Source organism: Priestia sp. YIM B13551, from assembly GCF_042787905.1.
In the GTDB taxonomy this organism is placed as follows: Bacteria; Bacillota; Bacilli; order Bacillales; family Bacillaceae_H; genus Priestia.
Genome location: NZ_JBHZOX010000001.1, coordinates 755,883 through 779,821, shown reverse-complemented (window position 1 = coordinate 779,821; position 23,939 = coordinate 755,883). Strand labels below are relative to the sequence as shown.

Genomic DNA, 23,939 nt, shown 5'->3' with positions numbered 1-23,939 from the left:
CAGTTGAAAGGAGCAAAAAACATCATGACAGCGAAAGTAATTAAAGGAAAAGAAGTAGCGCAAGAACTGCGCGCCGCATTAAAAGAAGAGGTAGCTCAATTAAAAACAAAAGGTATCGTTCCTGGTTTAACCGTGATTTTAGTAGGAGAAAATCCTGCTTCGCAATCATATGTAAGAGCGAAAGCAAAGGCTTGTGAAGAAATCGGTGTTGCATCTGAAATTATCAAACGTGACGTAACGATTACTGAAGAAGAGCTTTTAAACGAAATCCATCACTTGAATGGAAATCCATCTGTTCATGGTATTCTTATTCAACTTCCATTACCAAAACATATTGATGAAAAGGCAGTATTAAATGCTGTATCTCCTAAAAAAGATGTAGATGGCTTCCACCCAGTAAGCGTAGGGAATATGGTTATTGGCGATGAGTGCTATTTACCATGTACACCACATGGTATCGTTGAGTTAATTAAACGTTCAGGTGAAGAAATTTCAGGTAAACATGCGGTAGTAATTGGACGAAGCAATATTGTTGGTAAACCAGTATCCATGCTGTTACTTCAAGAAAGTGCAACGGTAACAATTGCTCACTCTCGCACAAAAGATTTATCTGCTTTAACAAAACAAGCTGATATTCTTGTGTCAGCTGTAGGACAACCTAGACTTATCAAAGCAGATGATATTAAGCCGGGTGCCATTGTAATTGATGTAGGTAACACAATGGAAAATGGTAAACTCGTTGGTGATGTTGATTACGAAGCGGCTTTAGAAGTTGCAGGTTATATTACACCAGTACCAGGCGGAGTTGGTCCGATGACCATCACAATGTTATTAAAAAATACGGTAGACGCTGCTAAAACAATTAACAACGTAAAATAATAAGAAGTTAAAAATCCTGTGCGTATATGCACGGGATTTTTTTGCTTCAGTAATGGAATGAATGCTAAAAGAATAGAATGTAACAACCTGTATACAAAGAGGAGGAAGCGATGGTTACGTTACCTGCAACCGTATATTCTCAACAAATGGTGAAGAAAAAGTTAAACGTTTATTATCCAGTTGTACATTTGACTAATCAAGCTGTTCAGCACAGCATGAACAGTAAAATTTTGCAGCGCACGAATGAATTAATTCGTCAGCAGGGATATGGAGAAAATCCGGATACAGAAGAAACGGGTTACTATGAGTTGAAAACAAACGAGCGAAATGTGCTCAGCTTAACACTTGTCAATTTTGCTTATTCCGGGGGAGCGCACGGATTGACCGTGGTCGTTCCGTTAACGTTTAATGTGCTGACTGGAAAAACGTATCAACTCAAAGATCTATTTAAAAAAGACAGTAATTACGTGAGAATTCTTTCTAAAATAGTAGGAGAGCAAATAAAAGAGCGCGATATTATGGTTCTTGGAGAATATAAAGGAATTAAACCAGATCAAGATTTTTATATCGCCGATAAATCACTTGTGCTCTTTTATCAGCTGTATGACCTGGCTCCTTACGTATATGGAATTCCTCACTTTCCCATTTCTATCTATACTATTCAAGATATTATTGAAGATGAAAGTCCACTTGGACAAATGTTTGGATAAAGTTATAAAAAATTGCGGTGCGGTCGTACGTATCTTTTTAATTCGGCCGCTAACTGCTGACGAAGCGAACGAACGCTAATTGCTTCAGCAATATCTTTTGCTACTGGAAATACCCCGACTTTAGTGATATGAACACGAAGATAACCCTCATACAAGCATCCTCGGTCCGCATGCTTGATTTTGGTGCGTACAACAGCTTCTATTTTATCGTTTTCATTGTGCAAAGGGTAAGAATCTGTAATATGAAAACGAAAAGAATATTCCTCCATCACCATCATCCTTTTTTCTATGATATGTACTAGCATACTATACAAATAGTGAATCAGAAAAAATAAATGTGTCAAAAAGACAAAGCGCAAAACAATCAAGGAAGCAGTTTCTTGCATGTAATGATCATTATTTGTGAACGATAACAGAAAAAGACAAAAAGCTGGAGTTGCGATGATAAAAATAGCATTCAAAGGATTACTTATTATTTTATCTTTATATATTCTGTATGTGGTTATAGCGGCGGTGGTTCTCTTTTATGTACCTTTAAAAACAGGAGAGGAAACGACCTCAATTAAACCGGGTAGCTTTTTTGGTCACAGTGAGTCTACGGACCGGGTGAGACTTCTCGAAGATGGATATGAGGCAGGAAGAGTTCGTATTCAAATGATTCAAGAAGCTGAGAAATCGATTGATATTGCATATTACTCAATAGGAAAAGGAGAGTCAACTGATTTAATTATGGCCGCTCTTTTTAAAGCAGCTGATCGAGGCGTCTATACTCGCGTTCTTTTAGATGGGATAGCTAACGGCTTACGAGGGAATCGAAGAGGCGTGCTCTACGCATTAGCTTCACATCCTAATATTGAAGTGAAGTATTATGAACCGTTTCAATTGTTTAAACCTTGGGCGTGGCAAAATCGTATGCATGACAAAATAATGATTGTAGACGGACAGCTAGGCATAATAGGGGGACGGAATATAGGGGACAAGTATTTGGCCAACAAGCCTCCTCCAGACTTCGTCTATGATCGTGATGTCTTTATTACAAACAGCAAACATAAACAAGATAGCGTCATCGTTCAAATGCAGAATTATATAAATGAATTATGGGCTCATCCTTACACTAAAAAAGCTTTTTATCATCTCACACAGTACCAGGTCGATCAGGGAAAGAGGATGAAAGCTTTGCTGCTGCAGCAATACGGTAAAGCTAAGCAAGTAGGAGAAACGTTTGCAACTCCTAAGATTAATTGGAATGCTTCCACCGTTTCTACAAAGTGTGTTTCTTTTATTCATAATCCAATTGAACGATTTAATAAAAGACCTTTTATGTGGAAAACGCTTATTAATCTGGCAGAAGGAGCTAACCGGTCTGTTCTTATTCAAAGCCCTTATGTTGTGCCAACTAATGCGATGAGCAAGTATACAGCCATAAAAAAGAAGCGAGACGTTCAATGGACGCTACTCACAAACTCAGTTACATCTACGCCCAATGTGTTAGCTTTTTCTGGGTATATAAGTATGCGGGATACGATTATGAAGACAGGTGTAAAGCTTTACGAATACCAAGGACCTTATTCGATCCATGCAAAATCCGTAATTTATGATCAAAGACTCAGTGCCGTAGGCTCTTTTAATTTAGATTCCCGTTCTACATTTTTGAATAATGAATCAATGGTCATTATCGATAGTCAAAAATTTGCAAAAGAATTAACGATGGCGATGGAAAACAAAATAGATAAAAGTATCCTTGTTGCCAACCATAAGCGATGGATTAAATCTCCCGACGTCCAAAGGAAAGAAGAACCTGTCATGAAGCGAACCTTCCTGTACGCCCTTGCAAAAGTAACAAGGTTTTTTAAGGAATTTATTTAAACAGTGGACAGTTTACACATCACGTAAATTATCCTCTTTTATTTATTGGGAAAAATCGGTAGTATAAACATAATAAATAAAAAGTGAGGAAGGTACGTGGAAGCCGCCGTTTTAATGAAACCAGATGCAGCTTATAAAAAGGCTTATATGAGCTTTTATCATGAATGGAAAGCAAGCGGAGAAAAAATGATTCCGTGGGTAATTGCTAAAGACCCTACTCACTTTGAAGAAATGATTCAAGAGTTAATAAATGCAGAAAAAGGTATTGGATTAAAAAAAGGATATGTACCCGATTCTACCTATTGGCTAATGCATAACGAAAGAGTAATAGGCGTAGTTAATATCCGTCATGAACTAAGTGAATTGCTTCGAAATAGCGGAGGGCATATAGGTTATGGTATTCGGCCAAGCGAAAGAAAAAAAGGGTATGCAAAGCTGCTATTAAAGTTATCTCTTCAAGAGATCAGAAAGCTAGGAGTTCAACGGGCATTAGTAGTGTGCGATGATTGGAACATCGCTTCTCGTCAAACTATTTTGGCAAACGGTGGTATACAAGACGAGGATTATATAGAAGAAAACGGAGCTGTTGTTCAGCGCTTTTGGATTCATACGGATAAAATAGTATAAAAAAGAGGTGAATTTTTAAATTCACCTCTTTTATGCTTAGTCATATTGTTTTAAAGCTAATTTCAGTCGCATATAGGTATACATAGCGTATGCCTGTCTTCCTTTCAAGCTGTATGGATTTGCTTTGGAGCAAAGACAGTTAAGAAATTGCTCATCACATGAGCGGCATGAACCGTAATCTTCATAGCATAAATCGTGGTATTTACAGCAGCAGTCTACATCATTTACTGGGCATCCTGGACCACTGCATCCGGGGCCGCACCATTTATAGCCGGGGAAAAGGCAGGGCGTGGCTTTCCTTTTGTTCGGAACAGACATAATCATACATCCTTTTCAATAGTCTCTTTACAGTAAATGCAAGAAACGGAAAAGAGACAGGGACAAACATCTTGCAGTAGCAGCCTAATTTTTTAGGGCTTTCTATTTAATCGATAAATGCGTCATTCATCCGCATTAATAGTTTGCCAAACAGCTCTTTTTCTTCACTGGACCATTTCTTCAACATACTATGATAGCGTTCAAGGCGCATTTGTTTATCACTTTGCAGCATTCGTTTTCCGCGTGCTGTGATATCAAATAGACTGACGCGTCCATCCGAAGGATCAGAGGAGCGGGAAATCAGCTGTTTATTTTCTAAAGCAGCAGCTTGTCTAGAAAGAGTTGAAATGTCGAGTTTAAATGCTTCAGCTAGTTCTTTTACACGAGCTGGTCCAAATTCATCTAACTGGCGTAATAATAAATACGCTGATCTTTCTAGGTTTCCTATTTTATTTTCGGAATTATCAAGATAGAAGGCTCGTCTAATAAAGGTAGTAAGTTCATATTCAATCAATTCAATTGAATTCTTTTCTTGCATCATAATCGCTCCTTACAAAATCATTCATTGACAAAGAAATATATACTTGTATAATACAAATGTATATATAGTTGTATAGTACAAGTAAAAGTAGGTAAAGTAAAGTATGTTTATATAGTAAAATGTTAGACAACATGACAAAAGAAAGAGAGGAGGACAGCTGTTCTTTATCTATAGGACAGTGACCTATAATGAAAGTGATACGAATTATTCTACAAATTGCGATTCTTTATGCTTTTTCTATGATTGGCGAAGCTGTTCACCATATGCTGCACCTGCCTATTCCAGGAAGTATTATAGGCTTAATCTTAATGCTTATTTGCTTAATGTGCAAAATTGTTCCCATCAAAGTGATTGAAGACGGAGCGAGTTTCTTGTTATCTTTTTTACCGCTATTATTTATACCAGCTATGGCGGGTGTGATGAATTATCCTTCGCTTCTTTCAAGCAGCGGAGCGGTTTTGTTTTTAATTATTGTACTTAGTACGATTGTTACGATGGCCGCCGCAGGGATTGCCAGCCAACTTTTAGAAAAGAAAGCGAACAAACGAAAGGAGAAACAACAGTGCAAGAATTCTTTATCGCGGTCTTTATAATCGTAGCTACAGTTGCTTTGTACCTAGTCATGGCAAAAGTATATGTACGGTTCTCCTATCCAATTCTTATTCCAGTTTTAACTACAACCATATTCGTTATTCTTCTTTTGCTTACTTTTCATGTTTCCTATGATGAGTATATGATTGGAGGCAAATGGATTAATTCACTTCTAGGACCAGCCGTTGTCGCATTAGCGTATCCACTCTATAAACAGCGTGAGATGCTGGTGAAATACAGCGTTCCTATTATTGGAGGGGTATTTGTAGGGTTATTTGCAGGTATGATTAGCGGACTTGTGTTCGCTGAAGTATTCGGCATTGATCGAAGTCTGATTTTATCCATTATTCCTAAGTCCATTACTACTCCGGTTGCGATTCAAATTGCTACGGGATTAGGGGGCGTTCCATCCATGACCGTAGTATTTGTTATGATTGCAGGTTTTTCGGGAGTAATCCTTGGACCTTTACTTTTAAAGTGGATTCGTATTAAGAGTTCTTTAGGAAAAGGCATTGCCCTAGGCAGCGCTTCTCATGCCTTAGGAACTTCTAAAGCATTTGAATACGGTGAATTAACGGTATCGATGAGTTCAGTATCAATGACGTTAAGCGCTGTACTAGGCTCGGTTTTTGGGCCTATTGTTGTCTGGTTATTCCAAGTGTAAGGTGAGGTAAAAGAAAGTGAATATAAAAAAACAATCTTGTTCCAATTGGAACAGGATTGTTTTTTTATACGAAAGCATAAGTTTTATCCGCAGCAAATTTTAAGTTGTACGCCTCTTTTTCTGGTACTATAATAAGAAGAAAGAAAATTCATAAAATAACCGCTTTTTTGTTATTTTTAGGAAGGCTAGTCAATTGTCGGATGGGTAAGAAGGCTTAGTCAAGGTTATATACGCAGTAAAAATAGCAAAAAAGAGGAGCTGAGCGTATTTTATGAAAGAGGAGCTCGTGTATATAGGAAAAAAGATTATTGAACATAAATACAACTTGTCAGAAAAATTAGCAGAACGTTTAGATGCTACACATCCTTTAAGTACAGAGGAATTAAAAGAAAAGAAAATTTTGAAGTGGCGAGTGTCCATTATGGAGTATTTTGGAAGAGTACTATTTGAAGAGCAAGAGGCTGTACTTAAACTTGTTAAAGAGTGGGCGCTTGCTACCGGTAAATATGCGGTAGAAAAAAATATTCCTTTAGAAAAAGCGCTAGGTACCTTGCCAATCTATCGCAGTGTTATTTGGGATGTATTTACAAGAGAACTAGAGGAGCATCAGTTTGCCGCAATTACTATGCTGCACGTCAGTGAGCGAATCGATCCGCTTTTAGATACGGTAACATGTATTTTTGGTCAAATTTACGATGAGCATAATCGATATATGATGAATTTAGCTTATACGTCATTAGAAGAACTTTCAGTTCCGCTTGTACCCGTTACCAAAGGCATCGCTATTATGCCGATTATTGGGGAAATTGATACTCATCGCTCGCAGGTTATTATGGAGACCTGCTTGAAAAAAGGGACAAGTCTTCAATTAGCTTATCTTATTTTGGATATTTCAGGTGTTGTAATTATCGATACAATGGTCGCAGACAATCTTTTCAAAATTCATCAAGCTCTTAAATTGGTAGGAGTGGAAGCTATTATAACGGGAATACGACCGGAAATTGCCCAAACGGTAGTGAAATTAGGAATTAATTTTAATCAAATTAAAACAGAAGCTAATTTAGAAGCAGCGCTTTTAAAAATTGGATTTAGACGTTCTGAAAAACATAGACCCACGCACCTGTCATCACGTCGCATAAAATGACAGACTATGAACATGCAGGGACACCAGAATTAGAAATGTATTTTATAAACGTAACTATTCCATTTCTTTTAAAACTCGCTGTGAAATACGAATTTCAGTGGATAGGAAGTAAGTGTATAGTAAAAAAGCGGATGTTAATCAACATCCGCTTTTTTACTTAATAAATGCGATATGCCATGGTAGCACAAAAGCATAAACGAGTAAGTATACCACTATTGAATAGATAAAAAACCAGCCGTTTAAATGCATATAGCCACTTTTAATCATTCCGTATTCTATGAGTAGTGAACCAGCGCAAAAGAGAAGTGATAAAACCCATTTATTTTTAGCTGTTAAGTAAGTCAAAAATAAAACGGAAAGGGAAGGTGGAATAAATGTATAGCTTAGAATATCTCCAAGTCCTGTAACTTTTGAATCTCCCAAATCAATCACGTTAAAAACACGTGTGATGATAACATCACAAAGCCATCCAACAAATCCAACTACGCTAAACGTGATATAAAAATCTCGCCAAGTTAGCTTTCGTTTAAATAAAACAAAGGCAAGAATAAATAAACATAAACTAACGGTAATCGGAAACCACAAACCATGTGCAGATAAGTCTAAATGCTGAATTGCTTGCTCCAACATTGTTCACCTCAAAAGGAAGAGTTAGTGTTGAAGTTAGCCTATGTTATGGAAAGTATTTTATACATTTTCTACGCGTTGCGTGTATATTCTTCTCGCAAGATTGAATATAACTTTAAGTCTTGATGAGCTCCCTTAATAAACATGGCTTTTCGAATCGTTCCTTCATAAGACATACCGATTTTTTTCATCACTTTCTCAGATGCAGCGTTTTCAATAAAGCACCTCGCCTGAATGCGGACTAAATCCATTTCTTCAAATCCAAACGCAATTACTTTTTCAGCTGCTTCCGTAACAAATCCCTTATTCCAATATGCTTCAGAAATCGCATAGCCAATTTCCGCAATGCGATGGGTAGGGTTCCAAGTGACAAAGTCAATGGTGCCAATACATTTTTTCAAGGCTTTGATTTCCATAGCCCAAGGAGAAATGGATTGGTTGCTGTACTGTTTTAAAACAAAGGAAACAAACTCTTTTGTATCTTGAAGCTTTCGGTGCTTTTCCCAATTTACATATCTGCTTACCTTTTCATTTGAGGCATATTCAAACATGTCACGCACATCTTTTTTGGTAACTTTCCGCAAGCGGAGTCTTTCTGTTTCTAGTGTGGGTAAATTTCCGTATATATCTTTTACTTGAATCATAAAGTTGTCTCCTTTCTCAGCAAGAAGTGGATGAAGTGTTGATAATAATGTTTCATAGAAGCTGCAGCATTCCAAGAATACGCTTTCTATTTCATGTGCTTGATTCTTTAATTGTAAAATATTTCATTGGTGAGCGTAAGAGGTCAAATGGATTTTTAAAAAATAAAAATTATTTTTGCTGTTCATAATCAGTTCACAGATGCTTGTTAGACTAAAGTCAGAAATTACGAAGGAGTGAAATGAAACACATGAACAGTGAAGTGAAAGAAGAACGAACTTCAAATAAAAAAAGAATAGACTTATTTTTAGTTCCAATCGTTTTAATTGCAGCGTTTTTGAACTTATTTAAAATTTGGACAGATGAATACGCCAACGCTTATTACACGGCAGCTGTCAAAAGTATGCTTCAAAGTTTTCATAATTTCTTTTACGCATCTTTTGATCCAGGAGGCTACGTAACGATTGATAAGCCGCCGGTTGTGTTTTGGATTCAGACAATTAGCGCCAAAATATTTGGATTTCACGGGTGGAGCGTCATTTTACCGCAAGCCTTAGCGGGCATCGGTTCAGTCCTTTTACTATACGTACTCATAAAACGTACGTTTGGCGTATGGGCTGGGAGGTTTGCTGCTCTTGCCATGGCCCTGACGCCAATCGTACCGGCGGTAAGCCGAACAAATAATATCGATAGTATGCTTGTATTTACATTATTATTAGCAACATGGATGTTGTTTCGTGCTGTGCGTACGGTTAAATTTGGCTGGGTGTTAGCGGCTTTTGCGATGATTGGTGTTGCATTTAACATGAAAATGCTTCAAGCATACATGGTTTTACCAGCATTTTATGTTTTCTATGTAGTGGCAACCAAAATCACGTGGAAAAAGAAAATTGCTTTCTTAACAACAGCAACTGCACTGATGCTTGCCGTTTCTGTCTCATGGGCAGTTGTAGTAGATTCAACTTCTGCTGATAAGCGACCTTATATGGGAAGCAGTCAAACAAATTCAGTTCTAGAGCTTGCTTTTGGATATAACGGTATCAATCGTTTAACTGGAAATACAAGCGTGACGGGAAGCAGTCATAAACAGCCTGCTCAAACTGAGCAGCAAACAGCAAGCAGTGAAACAAAACAAAATAGTAATTCAAGTGCTGATTCTTCACAAAGCTCAAATCAAAGAAAGAGCAGCTTTTCTCAAAAGATGCAGGCTCCAGGCGGAGGGAATCAAAACGGAATGTTTAACACGGGGAATCCTGGTCCCTTCCGACTATTCCAAAAAGGTTTATCAGATCAAATCAGCTGGTTATTACCATTTGTAATCTTTTCAATCGTGGGTTTATTTGCCGGAGTAAAATTTAAAGGGCCTTACACGGCAAAACAAAAAGAAAGTTTATTTTGGTTAGCGTGGCTGCTACCAGTAGCTGTCTTCTTTAGTATCGCAGGATTTTTCCATCAGTATTATTTAATTATGCTGGCACCTCCAATCGCTGCATTTGCCGGAGCGGGAGCAGTAGCTTTATGGAGCATGTACAAACAGCATAATGACTGGAAATCATGGCTGCTACCAGGTGGTATTTTAACGACAGCAGCACTTCAAGTATATATTATGTCTCCTTATGTCAGCTCAATCGGCGTAGCGCCAATTGCAGGTGTAGGAGCACTGGGCGTCATTTTAGCTCTTGTTTTAGCTATTCGTAAACAGCGTAAAAATTCGTTGACGAACTACCTAGGAGCCGCAGCGATGGTTGTCTTACTTGCGATGCCGGCGTACTGGGCGATGACACCAATTATTTATGGTGGAAATAGCATGCTTCCATCAGCAGGTCCTGATTCTTCAAGCGGTATGGGAGGACCTCCAAGCACAGCTACAAATAGCAAACAGTCTGGCTTTAACGGCATGCAACCTCCAGGAAGCTCTAGCGGCAATTCATCATCGAACAATCAAATGCAGCCGCCAAGCGGTTCATCGAACGGCGGTCAAATGCCGGGCGGTTCGTCCAATAATGGTCAAATGCAGCCGCCAAGCGGTTCTTCAAACAGTGGTCAAATGCAAATGCCAGGCGGTTCATCCAATAATAGTCAAATGCCAAATAGCTTTTCAAGCAAATCATCATCTTCAAAACGAAAAAGTGGAGGGATGAACGCAGAAGTAAACCAAAAGCTACTAAACTATTTAACAAAAAATAATACAGGTGAAAAATATTTATTTGCCACAACGGATTCAACTTCAGCTGCGCCTTACATTATCAAAACGGGCAAGCCAGTAATGGCAATGGGTGGATTTAGCGGTTCAGATCCAATTTTAACGGTAAGTAAATTAAAAGCCATGATTAAAAAAGGTGAAGTGAAATATTTCTACTTGTCTGGAATGGGCAAGGGAGGTCAATCTGACGTTATCACGTGGATTAAAGAAAATAGTAAGGAGATTCCTTCTTCCAAGTGGCAGTCTACTTCATCAAGTGCTCAGCAAGGGCCATCTGGAAACGGAACACTATACGAAATAACGCTTAAATAAGGAGGGCATGAACATGAGTTCCATTGTTAAATATTCTATTGTTGTTCCTGTCTACAACGAAGAAGAAGTGATTCATGAAACCTACCGCCGTCTCACAGAAGTGATGCGTTCAACGAAAGAAGCTTACGAGCTTCTTTTCGTGAACGACGGCAGTAAAGATCGAACAGCAGAAATCATTAAAGAGTACAGTGAGCAAGACCCAGCGGTTGTTTTATTAGATTTTGCCCGTAACTTTGGTCATCAAATTGCTATTACAGCTGGTATGGATTATGCAAGAGGAGAGGCGGTCGTTGTGATTGATGCTGATTTGCAAGATCCGCCCGAATTGATTTTAGAGATGATTGAAAAATGGAAGCAAGGGTTTGACGTTGTATATGCTAAGCGTACAAAGCGAAAAGGAGAAACATACTTTAAAAAACAAACGGCTGCTATGTTTTATCGCTTCTTACGTGCGATGACCGATATTGATATTCCGCTTGATACAGGGGATTTCCGTTTGCTAGATCGCAAAGTGTGCAATCAAATGAATAGCATTCAAGAAAAAAATCGCTTTGTTCGCGGATTAGTAAGCTGGGTTGGCTTTAAGCAAATAGCAGTAGAATATGAGCGAGACGAGCGTTTGGCCGGGGAGTCGAAATACCCTTTGAAAAAGATGCTGAAGCTTTCAATGGATGGCATTACATCTTTTTCCTATAAACCGCTAAAGCTAGCTAGCTATGCTGGTGTAACTCTATCTGGTATCGGTTTTATTTATCTTTTAGTGGTGATGTATTTGAAGTTATTTACAGACAGCACCATCACCGGGTGGTCGTCATTAATTGTCATTCAGCTATTCTTTAGCGGCATCATTTTAATTATTCTTGGGATGATTGGAGAATATATTGGCCGCATCTACGATGAAACAAAAAATCGTCCACTCTATATCGTCCGTGAAAAGTATCAGCTTGAAACACGCGAGGAAGTATCACTTCGTGACTAACAAATGGATATCTTTTATTAAATTTGCGTTAGTAGGAGTTGTAAATACACTGATTGATTTTGTAGTATACGCACTTTTAACAACAATCGGTGTTAACTACATACTAGCGCAGTGGATTTCATACAGTGTGGGCATTTTAAACAGTTATGTCATGAATCGCAAATGGACGTTTGAGAGAAAAGAAAAAAGCAGTAAGCGTGAAGTGATTTCATTTGTGATCGTAAATTTGATCACTTTATCCCTAACATCATTTCTGTTGACTGTTCTATATAATAAATGGGGTATACCGCTGCTAATCAGTAAACTTTTAATTACAATCGCAAGTGTCGGTATCAACTTTATTGGTACTAAATTATTTGTATTTACTACTAAAAAAGAAAGAGGGATTCATATATGACGATAAAAAAAGCAGTTATTCCAGTAGGCGGTTTAGGAACTCGATTTTTGCCAGCGACAAAAGCGCAGCCGAAAGAAATGCTGCCAATTGTCGATAAGCCTGCTGTACAATATATTGTAGAAGAAGCTGTGAAATCAGGCATTGAAAGTATTATTTTTATTACAGGACGAAACAAAAAATCAATTGAAGACCATTTTGATAAATCAATTGAGTTAGAGCAAATGCTTGAAGAAAAACACAAGTTTGACATGTTAAAAGAAGTACAAACGATCTCATCAATGGCCAGCATTCACTATATTCGTCAAAAAGAGCCGTTAGGACTCGGTCATGCTATTCTTTGTGCCGAGCAGTTTATTGGAGATGAGCCGTTTGCCGTTCTTCTTGGAGATGATATTATGACTTCTGAAGAACCTGCGCTCAAACAGATGATCCAAGCGTATGAAACGACTAATCAATCAGTTATCGGAGTTCAAAAAGTGGATGTTGAAGAGGTATCGAAATACGGAATCATTCAGCCAAAAAATAAATCCGGCAGCCTTCATGAAGTGAGTGACTTGATCGAAAAACCATCGATAGAACAAGCTCCGTCAACTATTGCCGTTATGGGCCGCTACATTTTAAACCCTTCTATTTTTTCTTATCTAAAAACCATTGAAAGAGGGGTAGGAAATGAATTACAATTAACAGATGCACTGCGTGTAGTATGTGAAAAAGAGCGGCTGTTTGCTCTTGAACTGGAAGGACAGCGCTTTGACATTGGAGATAAGATAGGCTATATGAAAGCAATGGTAGAAGTGGCGTTAAAGCGTAAAGATTTACGTCAAACGTTTTTATCGTATTTGGAAGGAATTGTAGAAAAAGAACGAGCAAACAACTTCAGCTAATAAGAGTTAATCAGTTTGTTCATATTCAGTTCATATTTGAAGTATAAAATCATTGTATGATCTTATGTGGCTCTCTGTTTACTATAAACAGAGAGCTTACTGTGCGTAAAAGCTGGACAAACTTAGGAATAGGGAGAGACATGTATGATTCAAATATTAGTTGCAGATGATGATCAACATATTCGAGAGCTGATATCATTATATTTAGAAAATCAAGGATTTAAAATTATAAAAGCAGCAGATGGTGAAGAAGCGTGGGCGAAAATGGAAGAGTTTCGAATTGATCTAGCGGTCGTTGATATCATGATGCCATTTAAAGACGGATGGGAACTAACAAAGGAAATTAAGGAGTATTTTGATATACCGGTTTTAATGGTAACAGCTAGAGGCGAATCGCATGATAAGCTAAAAGGATTTGATATCGGAACAGACGACTATGTCGTGAAACCTTTTGATCCTCAGGAAATGGTTGCTCGTGTAAAGGCTCTTTTACGCAGGTATCGAGTAGAAGCTAACAATGTAATCTATATGGGGAATATAAAACTAGACCGTACCAAATTAGAGATGAGTGCAGGAGAAACAAGCGAACAGCTGCCGTTAAAAGAGTTTGAATTACTGTTCACGTTAGTTAGTTCTCCAGGAAAGATTTTTACTCGTGATCAGCTTATTCAATTAATTTGGGGATATGATTATGAAGGCGATGAGCGCACGGTAGACGTTCACATAAAACGTCTGCGAGAGAGGCTTAATCATATGAAAAACGTCGGTATGGAAATCAAAACAATTCGCGGACTAGGCTATAGAGCAGAAGGGTGTTAACGTGAAATCAATTTATGTAAAGCTGGTTCTGTCGTTCATCATTACAATTTTATTGAGCGTTGTGATTACCGTTGTCGTCACGACATTTCTTAGCAAGCAGAAGCTCGAAATGCGATTAGGTCAGGATATGGTGAAGATGGGAGAAGATTTTATCGATTTGTACGGAGCAGAAGACTCCGACAAAGCTGCAAGGTTTTTATCTAATTCATCATTCATTCATTTTTCGTTTATTATTATTGATGATCAGCATGAAGAAAAAGTATTAGGACAGCCAGGACCGCCTATTCCAATTACACCGCAAGAAGTAGATCAAGTATTAGACGGGAAGCGTTATTCTAATTTAAACGAGGAAAAAGGTGATCGTCCACAGCCAAACGTAGTGGGTCTTCCTTTTAAAGAAAATGGACGGTCGTATGCTCTATTTATTCAGTCACATCCACAGCGGCAATTTTCAGTTATTCAAGATGTTCAAAATATCCAGCTTATTACAATTTTATTAGTAGGTATTGTATTATTTGCATATGTTTCAACGATTATTATTAAACCGATTAAGCGTCTCAGTACAGCGATGAAAGTTGTCGGACAAGGCGAATACAATGTGCAAGTCGAGCACGCGACAAATGATGAAATTGGTTTGTTAACTAAAAACTTTAATCAAATGACTAAAGAATTAAACAAAATAGAAACGATGAGGCAAGAGTTCATTGCTAGCGTTTCGCATGAGATTCAATCACCGCTGACCTCTATTCGTGGTTTTTCAGCGGCACTTAAAGATGATATCGTCAGTGAAGATAAAAAGATACAATATTTAACGATTATTGAAAAAGAAAGTACAAGACTTTCTCAGCTTAGTTCCAATTTGCTAAAGCTTGCTTCTTTAGACTCTGAACATCAAACGCTAACGCTGCAGCAATACCGGTTAGATGAACAAATCAGGCATGTGGTCATGGCTTTAGAACCTCAGTGGACAAAAAAGAACATAGAAATTGACCTTGATTTATCCAATGTTCAAATGGAAGCAGATAAAGATTTGTTGGAGCAAGTTTGGCTGAATTTAGTAACAAATGCTATTAAATATACGCCTGAAAATGGATTGGTGAAAATATCCATTCATCAAAAAAACGAAGAGATAGACGTGAAAATAAAGGATAATGGAATTGGTATTGCCGAAGAAGATCAAAAATATATTTTTGAAAGCTTTTATAAAGTAGATAAATCCAGAACGTTAAAAGGAAGCGGCCTCGGTCTAGCCATTACAAAAAAAATTGTTCGGCTGCATGAGGGCGCAATACGTGTTGAAAGCAAAAAAGAACAAGGAAGCATTTTTACGGTAACCCTGCCTATCCAAAAAAATAGGACTAAAAAAGACTCGTCTGTGTAAGTTCATGCAGATGAGTCTTTTTTATTAGGTCAAAGATATAAAAAAATTTAATAATATCTATTTATTTTTTTAATCCCTACTTGACATATAGGTAAAGTGTAAATAATATAGATAGTATAAATCTTTTGAAAAAATTGGGATGCTAAAGAAGCTGATCGGTCAACCGAAGGCTCATACTTGTTCGCTACTAGTGTGGGCCTTTTCTGTACATTGGTTGTGGTCATTAAAATCTCAATCTTCAACTGAACATATGGGGAGGATTACCATGTATTTATCTTCTGCACATTATACAAGTACTTATAGATGTTGTTCGCTTTGTTTATTCAACTGCAACTAAAATATAAATTTATCTATGAATAGGAGAATGATAAAATGGCTTCAATTACACAAGAAAAATTAGATTATATTGTTAAATTACTAACTGAAATCAACTATGGATCTGTACTAATTACTCTTCACGACGGACAAATTACTCAAGTGGACAGCACGGAAAAAAACCGCTTTTTAGCTAAAAGCAAAGTAGCAAGCCACAAATAAGCCTATTTAAATACGTATTTAGAGAAACTGAAGGGCCAGCCTAGCTAGCGAATGCTTGACGGCGGGGCAAGCAAGTACTTTATTAAATATAGAAAACGTGCGTATTCGAAGAAAAATTGACTTTCTTTCCGGTCAAAGATTTAGAATTTTTTGAATTAAAATTATAGGTTGTACGAGTATGACGATGAGAAGTGTAAAGCTGCTAAAGCAGCAGCTTTATACTTTTTAAAATTATGAAAATCTGACAGTTTCATTCCTGTGCTGACCGGATTACCGAAGGCTTCTGACCTGTGTTAGAAGTCTTTTTTTTATTCTTAAATTAATATAATAGGAGGAGAAAAGATGGAAAATTTATTACGAGCAGCGGTGCGGCAAAGAAAACAATACCTCATTGAAGAGTTACTGAAAAAAGGGATTTACAAAAAAGAAAACCATCATCTTTTTGAACTCACACTCTCTGACTTAGAAAAAGAGTATCAGGCACGAAGTAAATAAGGAAAACACGTAAAAAGAACTAAAATAAGTGTAAAAAAGATTAAAAACCTAGTTGACTAATAGGTAAAGTGTGTTTATTATAAAAACAAGAATAAATTGTCTTTTCAGAAAGTATCTTCTTTTTATTCTTACGAATAAATTTAATAAGAATAATTTAAGAGCATATACGCTGATCAGACTAACTGAAGGCTGCTTCTCTTTTCAAAGAGATAGCAGTCTTTTTGTATTTTTTTATAAAAAGGGGAGTAAAACATGAAGAAAAAAGCAGTTCAGTTTTTAATGGTGCTAACAGCATTGCTCGTCGTGCTAGCAGGTTGCGGCAATGGGAAATCTACTGAAACAGCAGGGAAAGATAGTTCTGTGAGTAAAAACGATTCAAAAAAATCAGTAGAGCTTTTAAACGTTTCATATGATCCTACACGTGAGCTTTATCAGGAGTTCAATAAGAGCTTTGCATCTTATTGGAAAGATAAAACAGGGCAAGACGTTACTATCAAGCAATCACACGGTGGCTCTGGTAAGCAAGGCCGAGCAGTTATTGACGGTTTGGAAGCGGATGTAGTAACGCTGGCGCTTGCTTACGATATTGATGAAATCGCTCAAACTCGCCAATTATTAAACAAAGACTGGGAAAAAGAATTGGCTCATAATTCTACACCATACACATCAACAATTGTTTTTTTAGTTCGTAAAGGAAATCCAAAGGGAATTAAAGATTGGGATGATTTAACGAAAAAAGGTACATCCGTTATTACGCCAAATCCAAAAACTTCTGGAGGCGCACGCTGGAATTATTTAGCAGCTTGGGCATACGCGAAGAATAAATATAACGGAGATAACAAAAAGATTGAAGACTTCATGAGTAAACTTTATGGAAATGTCGAAGTGTTAGACTCAGGCGCACGCGGAGCGACAACTACGTTTGTAGAACGGGGCATTGGAGACGTGTTAATTGCATGGGAAAATGAAGCTTACTTATCGTTAAATGAGCTAGGAAAAGATAAATTTGAAATTGTAACACCGTCATTGAGTATTTTAGCAGAACCGCCTGTTGCTGTAGTAGATAAAGTAGCTGAAAAGAAAGGCACAACAAAGGTAGCAAAAGCATACTTGAAATATCTATATACAGAAAAAGGTCAGGAAATCGCAGCGGAAAACTACTATCGTCCTCGAAATGAAAAAGTATTAGAGAAACACAAAGATCAATTTCCTTCTCTTAACCTAGTCACCATTAAAGATTTTGGCGGCTGGAAAAAAGCTCAAGAAACTCATTTTAACGATGGAGGAACATTCGATCAGATTTATCAGCCAAAGTAATATGATGCATTAAAAAAAGTAAATGAGGAAGATACGAATGGTAATTCGTATCTTCTGTGTACATGTATCTTGAAAGCAGAGAGAGGTGTAAGACGTGAGCGTGTTACAACGACAGAAGAAAAAGAAAAGCATCTTACCTGGATTTGGGCTTTCTTTAGGTTTTACGATGTTTTATGCAAGTATCCTTGTGCTTTTTCCGTTAGCTATGATTTTTTTAAATACGGCATCTATGGGATGGAGCGACTTTATTAAAACTGTTACAGACTCTAGAGTAGTAGCATCATATAAATTAAGTTTTGGAGCAGCATTTGCAGCAGGCATTATTAATGTTATTTTTGGAACCATTATTGCATGGGTATTAGTGAGATATCATTTTCCTGGAAAGAGGTTTATTGATGGACTTGTAGATTTACCGTTTGCTTTACCAACGGCTGTTGCCGGCATTGCCTTGACCACTCTTTACGTCCCAAAAGGATGGATTGGTCAATTATTTACGTTTAAAATCGCATTTACGCCTATCGGAATTATTATCGCTCTGACGTTTATTGGTCTGCCGTTTGTTGTCCGAATGGTGCAGCCAGTATTGCAAAACTTTAATGCAGAGATTGAAGAAGCATCTGCTAGTTTAGGAGCCAGCCGAATGCAAACGTTCAGAAAAATTATTTTTCCAGAGCTGGTGCCTGCTATTTTAACAGGCTTTTCTCTTTCATTCGCAAGAGCGCTTGGAGAATACGGGTCAGTTGTTTTTATTGCTGGAAATATGCCGATGAAAACTGAAATTACGCCGCTTATTATTATGACAAAACTCGAGCAGTACGATTATGCGGGCGCTACTGCTATTGCATCAGTCATGCTCGTTGTATCATTTTTTCTGTTATTACTTATTAATATTATTCAATGGTGGACAAATCGTAAATTTGTACATAGTTAAGGAGGGATGGCATTGGCAGGACATGTTCCAATGCAGCATGCAAAAACGAATGTGGAACTTAATCATTCTAGTTTAAAAGAGCCCAAAGTCGTCCGATGGCTGCTTACATTTATTGCGCTGGCTTTTTTAGCTCTATTCTTAGTGCTTCCGCTCATCACCATTTTTATGACAGCTTTTCAAAAAGGGTGGGAAACGTATCTAGCTGCGATTACGAATCCGGATGCTTTGGCTGCTATTAAACTAACGTTAATCGTTGTGCTTATTACCGTTCCTTTAAATGCCGTTTTTGGCGTAGTAGCCGCATGGTTAATTACGAAGTTTGATTTTAAAGGGAAAAATCTTTTAATTACGCTTATTGATTTACCGTTTGCCGTTTCGCCTGTTATTGCTGGATTGGTTTTTATTTTATTATTTGGTGCACAAGGGTTATTCGGAGAATGGCTGTTTAATCAAGATATTAAAATTGTATTTGCTATTCCCGGTATTATTTTAGCTACGCTTTTTGTAACGCTGCCATTTGTTGCTAAAGAATTAATTCCACTTATGCAAGCTCAAGGATCAGCAGAAGAAGAAGCATCGTTAACGTTAGGAGCCAGCGGTTTCAAAACTTTTTTTCTAGTGACGTTACCTAATATTAAATGGGGCTTATTATATGGCATTATTTTATGTAATGCGCGGGCGATTGGGGAGTTTGGAGCTGTTTCCGTTGTGTCTGGGCACATTCGAGGAATGACAAATACGATGCCTCTTCATATTGAAATTCTCTACAATGAATATCAATTTGCAGCCGCATTTGCGGTAGCTTCTTTAATGTCAGTTTTAGCTATTTTTACCTTAATTGTGAAAAACATTATCGAGTGGAAAGCCAAGCATATTTAAATAGGAAGGAGCTTATGAGATGAGTATCCATATTAAGCACGTATCAAAGAACTTTGGTGATTTTAAAGCGCTGGATTCTATTAACATTGATATTCAAACGGGTGAATTAGTAGCTTTACTCGGTCCGTCCGGTTCTGGAAAAACATCTTTGCTTCGCATCATTGCCGGTCTTGAACACCTTGATCAAGGAGCTATTTTATTTGATGGAAAGGAAATTACGCACGTAAATCCAAAGGAGCGGAATGTAGGGTTTGTTTTTCAACACTATGCTTTGTTCAGACATATGACTGTATTTGATAACGTTGCGTATGGTTTAAAAGTACGACCTAAAAAAACAAGACCTTCTAAAGCGGACATTAACAAGAAAGTAGCCGAGCTGCTGCAGCTTGTGAAACTAGAGCCGCTTGCAAATCGCTATCCCTCTCAATTATCCGGCGGACAGCGGCAGCGAGTGGCGCTTGCTCGAGCGTTAGCAGTGGAACCTAAAGTACTGCTATTAGACGAACCTTTTGGAGCTTTGGATGCAAAAGTTCGCAAAGATTTGCGCAGGTGGCTGCGTAAATTGCATAATGACTTTCATATTACGAGTATATTCGTTACGCATGATCAAGAAGAAGCTTTAGATGTGGCCGATCGTATTGTTGTGATGAACAACGGAAAAATTGAGCAGATTGGAAGTCCTGAGGAAGTATATGATCATCCTAACAGTCCGTTTGTGTACGATTTTTTAGGGAACGTCAATTTATTCAAGGGCCGCATTCATAAAGGCAGACTAAAACAAGGAAGCTTTGAAATGGATGTTCCAGAATTTAGCGGAAGAAATGAAGAAGTAGCTGTTGGTTATGTGCGACCTCATGATATTCACCTTGAAAAGGTAAACACAAGCGCAGATGCCGTTTCTGCAACCGTTAGCCATATTCATGTGATAGGACCTATCGTGCAAATTGAATTAAAAAGAGAAGATGCAGAAGAATTTTTAGAAGCTGAATTAAGCAAAGAGCATTATAAAACACTCAGCCTTCAAGTCGGAGATCAGGTGTATGTAAAGCCTAAGCAGCTAAAAGTATTTATTCCAGAAGATTATTCTATTTGATAAAAAGCGTAAAGGGTATGCCTTTGCGCTTTTTATCTAACAATAAATTAGTACCAGATATTAAAGGCAGATGTTATAATTAAGTATCAACTGATTTGAGGTGGAGAAATGATACAATCAAAAGCTAGAATCACGGGAATGGGGATATATACACCGAAGCAAAAATTAACGAACGACCATTTAAAAGAAATGGTTGATACAAGTGACGAATGGATTGTACAGCGTACGGGAATGAAAGAACGACGAATTGCAGGAGAAGGCGAATACACGTCCACGCTTGCCATTCAAGCCGTTGAAAATTTGCTTAACCGATATGATGTAAAAATAGAAGATGTAGATGCAATTATTGTTTCGACAACAACGCCTGATCACTTTTTTCCTAGCGTAGCATGTCAGGTTCAAGATTACTTTCATATTGATCAAGCTGCTGCATTTGATTTAAGTGCCGCATGCGCCGGTTTTACATATGGACTTCATGTGGCGAACGGCTTAGTGACGTCGGGATTGCATAAAAAGATTTTAGTTATTGGTGCCGAAGTAATGTCGAGAATTACAGATTATACGGACCGTGCAACATGCGTGCTGTTCGGTGACGGAGCGGGAGCGATGCTTGTAGAATACGACGAGCATATCCCAAGTTTCTTAGGATGTCACTACGGAACGGACGGGAGCGGAGGGGGAAATTTATATCGTTCTAATTTATCTAATACTCTTTCAGGAAAAGAAATTAACTCGAGTGGAAATTTAGTTCAAAACGGACGTGAAGTATATCGCTTTGCTGTACGAACGATTCCAAAAGGAGTAGAAGCATTATTAAAGGATACTTCCATTTCTCTTTCTGATGTAAATTGGTTTATTCCGCACAGTGCAAACCTTCGAATGATCGAAGCTATTTGTGCTAAAACAGATGTTTCAATGGATAAAACGTTAACGAGTGTGCAATACTGCGGAAATACATCTTCAGCTTCTATTCCGCTTGCTTTAAACGAAGGAATAATGACAGGAAAAGTACAGGATAATGACCTCCTTATTCTCTATGGGTTTGGAGGAGGATTAACGCACTGCGGTCTGTTAATAAAATGGACGTGTAAAGAAAAAAGCTAAAAGGCGTCGCCTTTTAGCTTTTTTCTTTTTCATTACAGAGCTTTTTATTGTCGTTATAAGAAAGTTTTTTCTTTTTATAACAGCAGGTTTACTGTATTTTCAGCGCAAACATATATAATAGAAAAAACCCGCTTTTTTATAGCGGGTTTTCAGCTGGCTTTTGGAATGGTAAAACCTACTCCAAAGACGTCGCGCACATCGTGGACGACAACAAAAGCCTGTTCGTCAACTTTATGAATAATGCGCTTCAACTCCAGAAGTTCTTGTTTGTTCACAACGACGTACAATACGTCTTTTGCTTCTTTTGTATAGCTTCCATGAGCAGAAAAGACGGTGACTCCGCGCTGCATCTTTTTATTGACTTGTTCGGCTACTTCAGCTGAACGGTGTGAAATAATGGTGATTGCTTTGCGAGGGTTGAGTCCTTCAATGATATAATCAAGCACCTTTGTTCCGATGTAAAGAGAAATAACCGTATACATCGTCTTTTCTCCACCGATAACAAAATAAGCGCTTGCTACAACTAATAAGTCAATTGCCAGCATCGTTTTGCTAATATTCCAGTCTAGATATTGATTAGCTAAACGGGCAATAACTGCAGAGCCTCCGGAAGTTCCGCCTCCTCTAAACACAAGTCCAAGTCCTACACCAGCTAAAATACCAGCAAAAATAGCCCCCAGTAACGTATCGTCAAGAGGATTTCCCAGTCCTTCAGTTATATGTAGGAATAGAGACGTGAAAATAATACATATAATTGTGTAAGCAATAACACGTTTGTGAAGTAGTTTGTATCCGATCAGTACCAGCAAACCGTTTAATATAAAGTTTGTGATACCGGGAGACCAGCCTAATACATAATAGGTAATCATTGTTACACCGGTTACACCGCCTTCAGCTAATTCATTTGGAATGGCAAAGTAATTAATGGCCAGTGCAAAAATGAGGCTCCCTAGAATAATGAGGATAATTTCTTTTATTTTATTAATCATGAACGTTACCTCCAATCATCAAAAACTCCGAAAACACAGTCATGACAATGTATTATACCAACTCTAGAGACCGAATTAAAGATGGGATATTATTATTTTTTTAAAAATCAGTTTCTGCTATTAACATAAAATCTTTTGACAGTTTTTATGGAGTATGAAAAAATGAATTGTTTGCTTTTATTTTGATTAAAAAGTTTTGCAATGAGAATGTTCGTTCGGTAAAATAGAAGCAAGAGTCAAGGGGGAGAATGAACGTGTATCAAGATGAACTAAAACAGTATGCAAAGTTAGTAATGCCCGAGCATTTAGAGAAAATGAAGAAAATGTACAGTCCCGAGGCGCATAAGCAGTCTTTAGGGTTGAAAAAAGAAAAGATTGAGCATATTGAAAATGTCATTATGAACAGTTACTCGGAGCATCATCCAGTAACGCTTCACGTCTATGAAGCAGGACATATTCAAAGGTATGAACGAGTGACGATTGATAAAGTCTCACTGCAGTCGAATACGCTGATGGTTACAGGCCCTTATTATACATATTCGATTCGAGCGGATGCAGTAATTGAAGCAGATGTATGGAAAGATGAAAGCTACTCTAGCTAAGAGTAGCTTTTTTGTTCGTTTTGTATCTTTTTTTTAACGCATGCATACAATACATAAAAGCATATTCTGCGAGTAGTAACTTCTAGCTACTAGGAAATTTTAATTAAAGAAGGGATTATTGTATGCAAAATGAAAAAACTCAAGTAAGAGAAATCGAATTAACGCAGTTCATTAAAAAAAGACTCGTTCGTTTTATCTCAAGTTTAGCTATTTCTTCTGCCCTTGCTTCCATATTATATATGCTTCTGTTTTTATTTAAATGATGGGTCACTTTGAGTTGTCCAAAAAGGTGGACAACTTTTTTTGTGTGTAGGCTTTTATGAAATCAGGATAAGCTATACTCGATTCAGTCAGAAAAATTCAATCGGTCAAGAAATAGTCAAAAACAGTCATAGCTAATTGAGTAGA

General features: G+C 37.6%; 28 protein-coding genes. 22 read left to right on the top strand and 6 right to left on the bottom strand.

The genetic code is table 11. The features are described from left to right. The first annotated feature begins 24 nt into the window (after positions 1–24). Together folD and ACFX4N_RS04035 are read left to right on the top strand one after the other, a co-directional pair. Positions 25–879 carry a bifunctional methylenetetrahydrofolate dehydrogenase/methenyltetrahydrofolate cyclohydrolase FolD gene (gene folD / locus ACFX4N_RS04040; RefSeq protein WP_013056807.1) on the top strand — a complete coding sequence of 285 codons (855 nt, stop codon included), beginning with the start codon at positions 25–27 and terminating at the stop codon, positions 877–879. A gap of 110 nt (positions 880–989) precedes the next feature. Further along, a complete protein-coding gene (locus tag ACFX4N_RS04035) occupies positions 990–1,589 on the top strand; it encodes a DUF3298 and DUF4163 domain-containing protein (RefSeq protein WP_192100465.1) in 600 nt (199 codons plus the stop codon). A 2-nt stretch (positions 1,590–1,591) separates the two neighbouring features. Here the strand turns inward: ACFX4N_RS04035 and ACFX4N_RS04030 are convergent, their stop codons facing one another. After that, positions 1,592–1,858: a hypothetical protein gene (locus ACFX4N_RS04030; protein WP_029321458.1), complete on the bottom strand. Its 267-nt coding sequence runs from the start codon at positions 1,856–1,858 to the stop codon at positions 1,592–1,594. 172 nt (positions 1,859–2,030) lie between these two features. On the opposite strand from ACFX4N_RS04030, the gene ACFX4N_RS04025 reads away from it, so the two are divergent. Both ACFX4N_RS04025 and ACFX4N_RS04020 read left to right on the top strand, forming a co-directional pair. Then, the gene (locus ACFX4N_RS04025; protein WP_057274116.1) at positions 2,031–3,455 is read left to right on the top strand and encodes a phospholipase D-like domain-containing protein; all 1,425 of its coding nucleotides are present in this window, start codon (positions 2,031–2,033) and stop codon (positions 3,453–3,455) included. A 114-nt stretch (positions 3,456–3,569) separates the two neighbouring features. Continuing rightward, positions 3,570–4,082, top strand: coding sequence for a GNAT family N-acetyltransferase (locus ACFX4N_RS04020; RefSeq protein ID WP_057274117.1), 513 nt, complete (start codon positions 3,570–3,572; stop codon positions 4,080–4,082). Positions 4,083–4,118: 36 nt separating this feature from the next. On the opposite strand, the gene ACFX4N_RS04015 is transcribed toward ACFX4N_RS04020, so the two are convergent. Further along, positions 4,119–4,400 (bottom strand): hypothetical protein, encoded by a 282-nt coding sequence (locus ACFX4N_RS04015; protein ID WP_078081757.1) that lies wholly within the window; start codon positions 4,398–4,400, stop codon positions 4,119–4,121. Between the two features lie 106 nt (positions 4,401–4,506). Then, complete coding sequence (locus tag ACFX4N_RS04010; protein ID WP_192100464.1) at positions 4,507–4,938, bottom strand: MarR family winged helix-turn-helix transcriptional regulator; 432 nt, start codon at positions 4,936–4,938, stop codon at positions 4,507–4,509. A 191-nt stretch (positions 4,939–5,129) separates the two neighbouring features. Between ACFX4N_RS04010 and ACFX4N_RS04005 the strand changes: the two genes are divergently transcribed. From ACFX4N_RS04005 to ACFX4N_RS03995, 3 genes are all read left to right on the top strand, one after another. Next, the gene (locus ACFX4N_RS04005; RefSeq protein WP_013056813.1) at positions 5,130–5,534 is read left to right on the top strand and encodes a CidA/LrgA family protein; all 405 of its coding nucleotides are present in this window, start codon (positions 5,130–5,132) and stop codon (positions 5,532–5,534) included. Between the two features lie 29 nt (positions 5,535–5,563). Next, positions 5,564–6,196 carry an LrgB family protein gene (locus tag ACFX4N_RS04000; protein ID WP_236019619.1) on the top strand — a complete coding sequence of 211 codons (633 nt, stop codon included), beginning with the start codon at positions 5,564–5,566 and terminating at the stop codon, positions 6,194–6,196. A gap of 271 nt (positions 6,197–6,467) precedes the next feature. Beyond that, positions 6,468–7,340: an STAS domain-containing protein gene (locus ACFX4N_RS03995; RefSeq protein WP_192100463.1), complete on the top strand. Its 873-nt coding sequence runs from the start codon at positions 6,468–6,470 to the stop codon at positions 7,338–7,340. A gap of 153 nt (positions 7,341–7,493) precedes the next feature. On the opposite strand, the gene ACFX4N_RS03990 is transcribed toward ACFX4N_RS03995, so the two are convergent. After that, a complete protein-coding gene (locus ACFX4N_RS03990; protein WP_192100462.1) occupies positions 7,494–7,970 on the bottom strand; it encodes a hypothetical protein in 477 nt (158 codons plus the stop codon). Between the two features lie 68 nt (positions 7,971–8,038). Then, the gene (locus tag ACFX4N_RS03985; RefSeq protein WP_013056817.1) at positions 8,039–8,611 is read right to left on the bottom strand and encodes a GNAT family N-acetyltransferase; all 573 of its coding nucleotides are present in this window, start codon (positions 8,609–8,611) and stop codon (positions 8,039–8,041) included. A gap of 239 nt (positions 8,612–8,850) precedes the next feature. On the opposite strand from ACFX4N_RS03985, the gene ACFX4N_RS03980 reads away from it, so the two are divergent. From ACFX4N_RS03980 to ACFX4N_RS03920, 13 genes are all read left to right on the top strand, one after another. Next, a complete protein-coding gene (locus ACFX4N_RS03980) occupies positions 8,851–11,124 on the top strand; it encodes a glycosyltransferase family 39 protein (protein ID WP_063671451.1) in 2,274 nt (757 codons plus the stop codon). Positions 11,125–11,137: 13 nt separating this feature from the next. Beyond that, on the top strand, positions 11,138–12,103 hold the full coding sequence (locus ACFX4N_RS03975) for a glycosyltransferase family 2 protein (protein WP_013056819.1): 966 nt from the start codon (positions 11,138–11,140) through the stop codon (positions 12,101–12,103). Next, positions 12,096–12,500 (top strand): GtrA family protein, encoded by a 405-nt coding sequence (locus tag ACFX4N_RS03970; RefSeq protein WP_013056820.1) that lies wholly within the window; start codon positions 12,096–12,098, stop codon positions 12,498–12,500. The genes ACFX4N_RS03975 and ACFX4N_RS03970 overlap by 8 nt, the downstream gene beginning before the upstream one ends. Next, positions 12,497–13,384: a UTP--glucose-1-phosphate uridylyltransferase GalU gene (gene galU / locus ACFX4N_RS03965; protein ID WP_013056821.1), complete on the top strand. Its 888-nt coding sequence runs from the start codon at positions 12,497–12,499 to the stop codon at positions 13,382–13,384. The genes ACFX4N_RS03970 and galU overlap by 4 nt, the downstream gene beginning before the upstream one ends. A gap of 144 nt (positions 13,385–13,528) precedes the next feature. Continuing rightward, positions 13,529–14,203, top strand: coding sequence for a response regulator transcription factor (locus tag ACFX4N_RS03960; protein ID WP_013056822.1), 675 nt, complete (start codon positions 13,529–13,531; stop codon positions 14,201–14,203). 1 nt (position 14,204) lies between these two features. Then, complete coding sequence (locus ACFX4N_RS03955; protein ID WP_057273085.1) at positions 14,205–15,584, top strand: sensor histidine kinase; 1,380 nt, start codon at positions 14,205–14,207, stop codon at positions 15,582–15,584. Between the two features lie 372 nt (positions 15,585–15,956). Then, a complete protein-coding gene (locus ACFX4N_RS03950; protein WP_013056824.1) occupies positions 15,957–16,121 on the top strand; it encodes a YezD family protein in 165 nt (54 codons plus the stop codon). 342 nt (positions 16,122–16,463) lie between these two features. After that, complete coding sequence (locus ACFX4N_RS03945) at positions 16,464–16,616, top strand: Fur-regulated basic protein FbpA (RefSeq protein WP_013056825.1); 153 nt, start codon at positions 16,464–16,466, stop codon at positions 16,614–16,616. Positions 16,617–16,868: 252 nt separating this feature from the next. Next, the gene (locus ACFX4N_RS03940; RefSeq protein WP_013056826.1) at positions 16,869–17,933 is read left to right on the top strand and encodes a sulfate ABC transporter substrate-binding protein; all 1,065 of its coding nucleotides are present in this window, start codon (positions 16,869–16,871) and stop codon (positions 17,931–17,933) included. Positions 17,934–18,027: 94 nt separating this feature from the next. Next, complete coding sequence (gene cysT / locus ACFX4N_RS03935; RefSeq protein ID WP_192100460.1) at positions 18,028–18,864, top strand: sulfate ABC transporter permease subunit CysT; 837 nt, start codon at positions 18,028–18,030, stop codon at positions 18,862–18,864. A 12-nt stretch (positions 18,865–18,876) separates the two neighbouring features. After that, on the top strand, positions 18,877–19,743 hold the full coding sequence (gene cysW, locus ACFX4N_RS03930; RefSeq protein ID WP_029321493.1) for a sulfate ABC transporter permease subunit CysW: 867 nt from the start codon (positions 18,877–18,879) through the stop codon (positions 19,741–19,743). Positions 19,744–19,762: 19 nt separating this feature from the next. After that, positions 19,763–20,836 carry a sulfate/molybdate ABC transporter ATP-binding protein gene (locus ACFX4N_RS03925; RefSeq protein ID WP_192100459.1) on the top strand — a complete coding sequence of 358 codons (1,074 nt, stop codon included), beginning with the start codon at positions 19,763–19,765 and terminating at the stop codon, positions 20,834–20,836. A gap of 108 nt (positions 20,837–20,944) precedes the next feature. Next, complete coding sequence (locus ACFX4N_RS03920; protein WP_057273087.1) at positions 20,945–21,940, top strand: ketoacyl-ACP synthase III; 996 nt, start codon at positions 20,945–20,947, stop codon at positions 21,938–21,940. Positions 21,941–22,089: 149 nt separating this feature from the next. Here the strand turns inward: ACFX4N_RS03920 and ACFX4N_RS03915 are convergent, their stop codons facing one another. After that, the gene (locus ACFX4N_RS03915) at positions 22,090–22,929 is read right to left on the bottom strand and encodes a YitT family protein (RefSeq protein WP_028413534.1); all 840 of its coding nucleotides are present in this window, start codon (positions 22,927–22,929) and stop codon (positions 22,090–22,092) included. 248 nt (positions 22,930–23,177) lie between these two features. Between ACFX4N_RS03915 and ACFX4N_RS03910 the strand changes: the two genes are divergently transcribed. Beyond that, positions 23,178–23,531 (top strand): YolD-like family protein, encoded by a 354-nt coding sequence (locus tag ACFX4N_RS03910; protein WP_013056832.1) that lies wholly within the window; start codon positions 23,178–23,180, stop codon positions 23,529–23,531. A gap of 122 nt (positions 23,532–23,653) precedes the next feature. Beyond that, positions 23,654–23,794 carry a hypothetical protein gene (locus ACFX4N_RS03905; RefSeq protein ID WP_013056833.1) on the top strand — a complete coding sequence of 47 codons (141 nt, stop codon included), beginning with the start codon at positions 23,654–23,656 and terminating at the stop codon, positions 23,792–23,794. Positions 23,795–23,939 lie beyond the last annotated feature (145 nt).

What these genes read in the sequence shown, in the direction of transcription:
- folD (WP_013056807.1), top strand. Translation starts at nt 25, where the DNA reads ATGACAGCGAAAGTAATTAAAGGAAAAGAAGTAGCGCAAGAACTGCGC.
- ACFX4N_RS04035 (WP_192100465.1), top strand. Translation starts at nt 990, where the DNA reads ATGGTTACGTTACCTGCAACCGTATATTCTCAACAAATGGTGAAGAAA.
- ACFX4N_RS04030 (WP_029321458.1), bottom strand. Translation starts at nt 1,858, where the DNA reads ATGGAGGAATATTCTTTTCGTTTTCATATTACAGATTCTTACCCTTTG.
- ACFX4N_RS04025 (WP_057274116.1), top strand. Translation starts at nt 2,031, where the DNA reads ATGATAAAAATAGCATTCAAAGGATTACTTATTATTTTATCTTTATAT.
- ACFX4N_RS04020 (WP_057274117.1), top strand. Translation starts at nt 3,570, where the DNA reads ATGAAACCAGATGCAGCTTATAAAAAGGCTTATATGAGCTTTTATCAT.
- ACFX4N_RS04015 (WP_078081757.1), bottom strand. Translation starts at nt 4,400, where the DNA reads ATGTCTGTTCCGAACAAAAGGAAAGCCACGCCCTGCCTTTTCCCCGGC.
- ACFX4N_RS04010 (WP_192100464.1), bottom strand. Translation starts at nt 4,938, where the DNA reads ATGCAAGAAAAGAATTCAATTGAATTGATTGAATATGAACTTACTACC.
- ACFX4N_RS04005 (WP_013056813.1), top strand. Translation starts at nt 5,130, where the DNA reads ATGAAAGTGATACGAATTATTCTACAAATTGCGATTCTTTATGCTTTT.
- ACFX4N_RS04000 (WP_236019619.1), top strand. Translation starts at nt 5,564, where the DNA reads ATGGCAAAAGTATATGTACGGTTCTCCTATCCAATTCTTATTCCAGTT.
- ACFX4N_RS03995 (WP_192100463.1), top strand. Translation starts at nt 6,468, where the DNA reads ATGAAAGAGGAGCTCGTGTATATAGGAAAAAAGATTATTGAACATAAA.
- ACFX4N_RS03990 (WP_192100462.1), bottom strand. Translation starts at nt 7,970, where the DNA reads ATGTTGGAGCAAGCAATTCAGCATTTAGACTTATCTGCACATGGTTTG.
- ACFX4N_RS03985 (WP_013056817.1), bottom strand. Translation starts at nt 8,611, where the DNA reads ATGATTCAAGTAAAAGATATATACGGAAATTTACCCACACTAGAAACA.
- ACFX4N_RS03980 (WP_063671451.1), top strand. Translation starts at nt 8,851, where the DNA reads ATGAAACACATGAACAGTGAAGTGAAAGAAGAACGAACTTCAAATAAA.
- ACFX4N_RS03975 (WP_013056819.1), top strand. Translation starts at nt 11,138, where the DNA reads ATGAGTTCCATTGTTAAATATTCTATTGTTGTTCCTGTCTACAACGAA.
- galU (WP_013056821.1), top strand. Translation starts at nt 12,497, where the DNA reads ATGACGATAAAAAAAGCAGTTATTCCAGTAGGCGGTTTAGGAACTCGA.
- ACFX4N_RS03960 (WP_013056822.1), top strand. Translation starts at nt 13,529, where the DNA reads ATGATTCAAATATTAGTTGCAGATGATGATCAACATATTCGAGAGCTG.
- ACFX4N_RS03950 (WP_013056824.1), top strand. Translation starts at nt 15,957, where the DNA reads ATGGCTTCAATTACACAAGAAAAATTAGATTATATTGTTAAATTACTA.
- ACFX4N_RS03945 (WP_013056825.1), top strand. Translation starts at nt 16,464, where the DNA reads ATGGAAAATTTATTACGAGCAGCGGTGCGGCAAAGAAAACAATACCTC.
- ACFX4N_RS03940 (WP_013056826.1), top strand. Translation starts at nt 16,869, where the DNA reads ATGAAGAAAAAAGCAGTTCAGTTTTTAATGGTGCTAACAGCATTGCTC.
- ACFX4N_RS03925 (WP_192100459.1), top strand. Translation starts at nt 19,763, where the DNA reads ATGAGTATCCATATTAAGCACGTATCAAAGAACTTTGGTGATTTTAAA.
- ACFX4N_RS03920 (WP_057273087.1), top strand. Translation starts at nt 20,945, where the DNA reads ATGATACAATCAAAAGCTAGAATCACGGGAATGGGGATATATACACCG.
- ACFX4N_RS03915 (WP_028413534.1), bottom strand. Translation starts at nt 22,929, where the DNA reads ATGATTAATAAAATAAAAGAAATTATCCTCATTATTCTAGGGAGCCTC.
- ACFX4N_RS03910 (WP_013056832.1), top strand. Translation starts at nt 23,178, where the DNA reads ATGAACGTGTATCAAGATGAACTAAAACAGTATGCAAAGTTAGTAATG.
- ACFX4N_RS03905 (WP_013056833.1), top strand. Translation starts at nt 23,654, where the DNA reads ATGCAAAATGAAAAAACTCAAGTAAGAGAAATCGAATTAACGCAGTTC.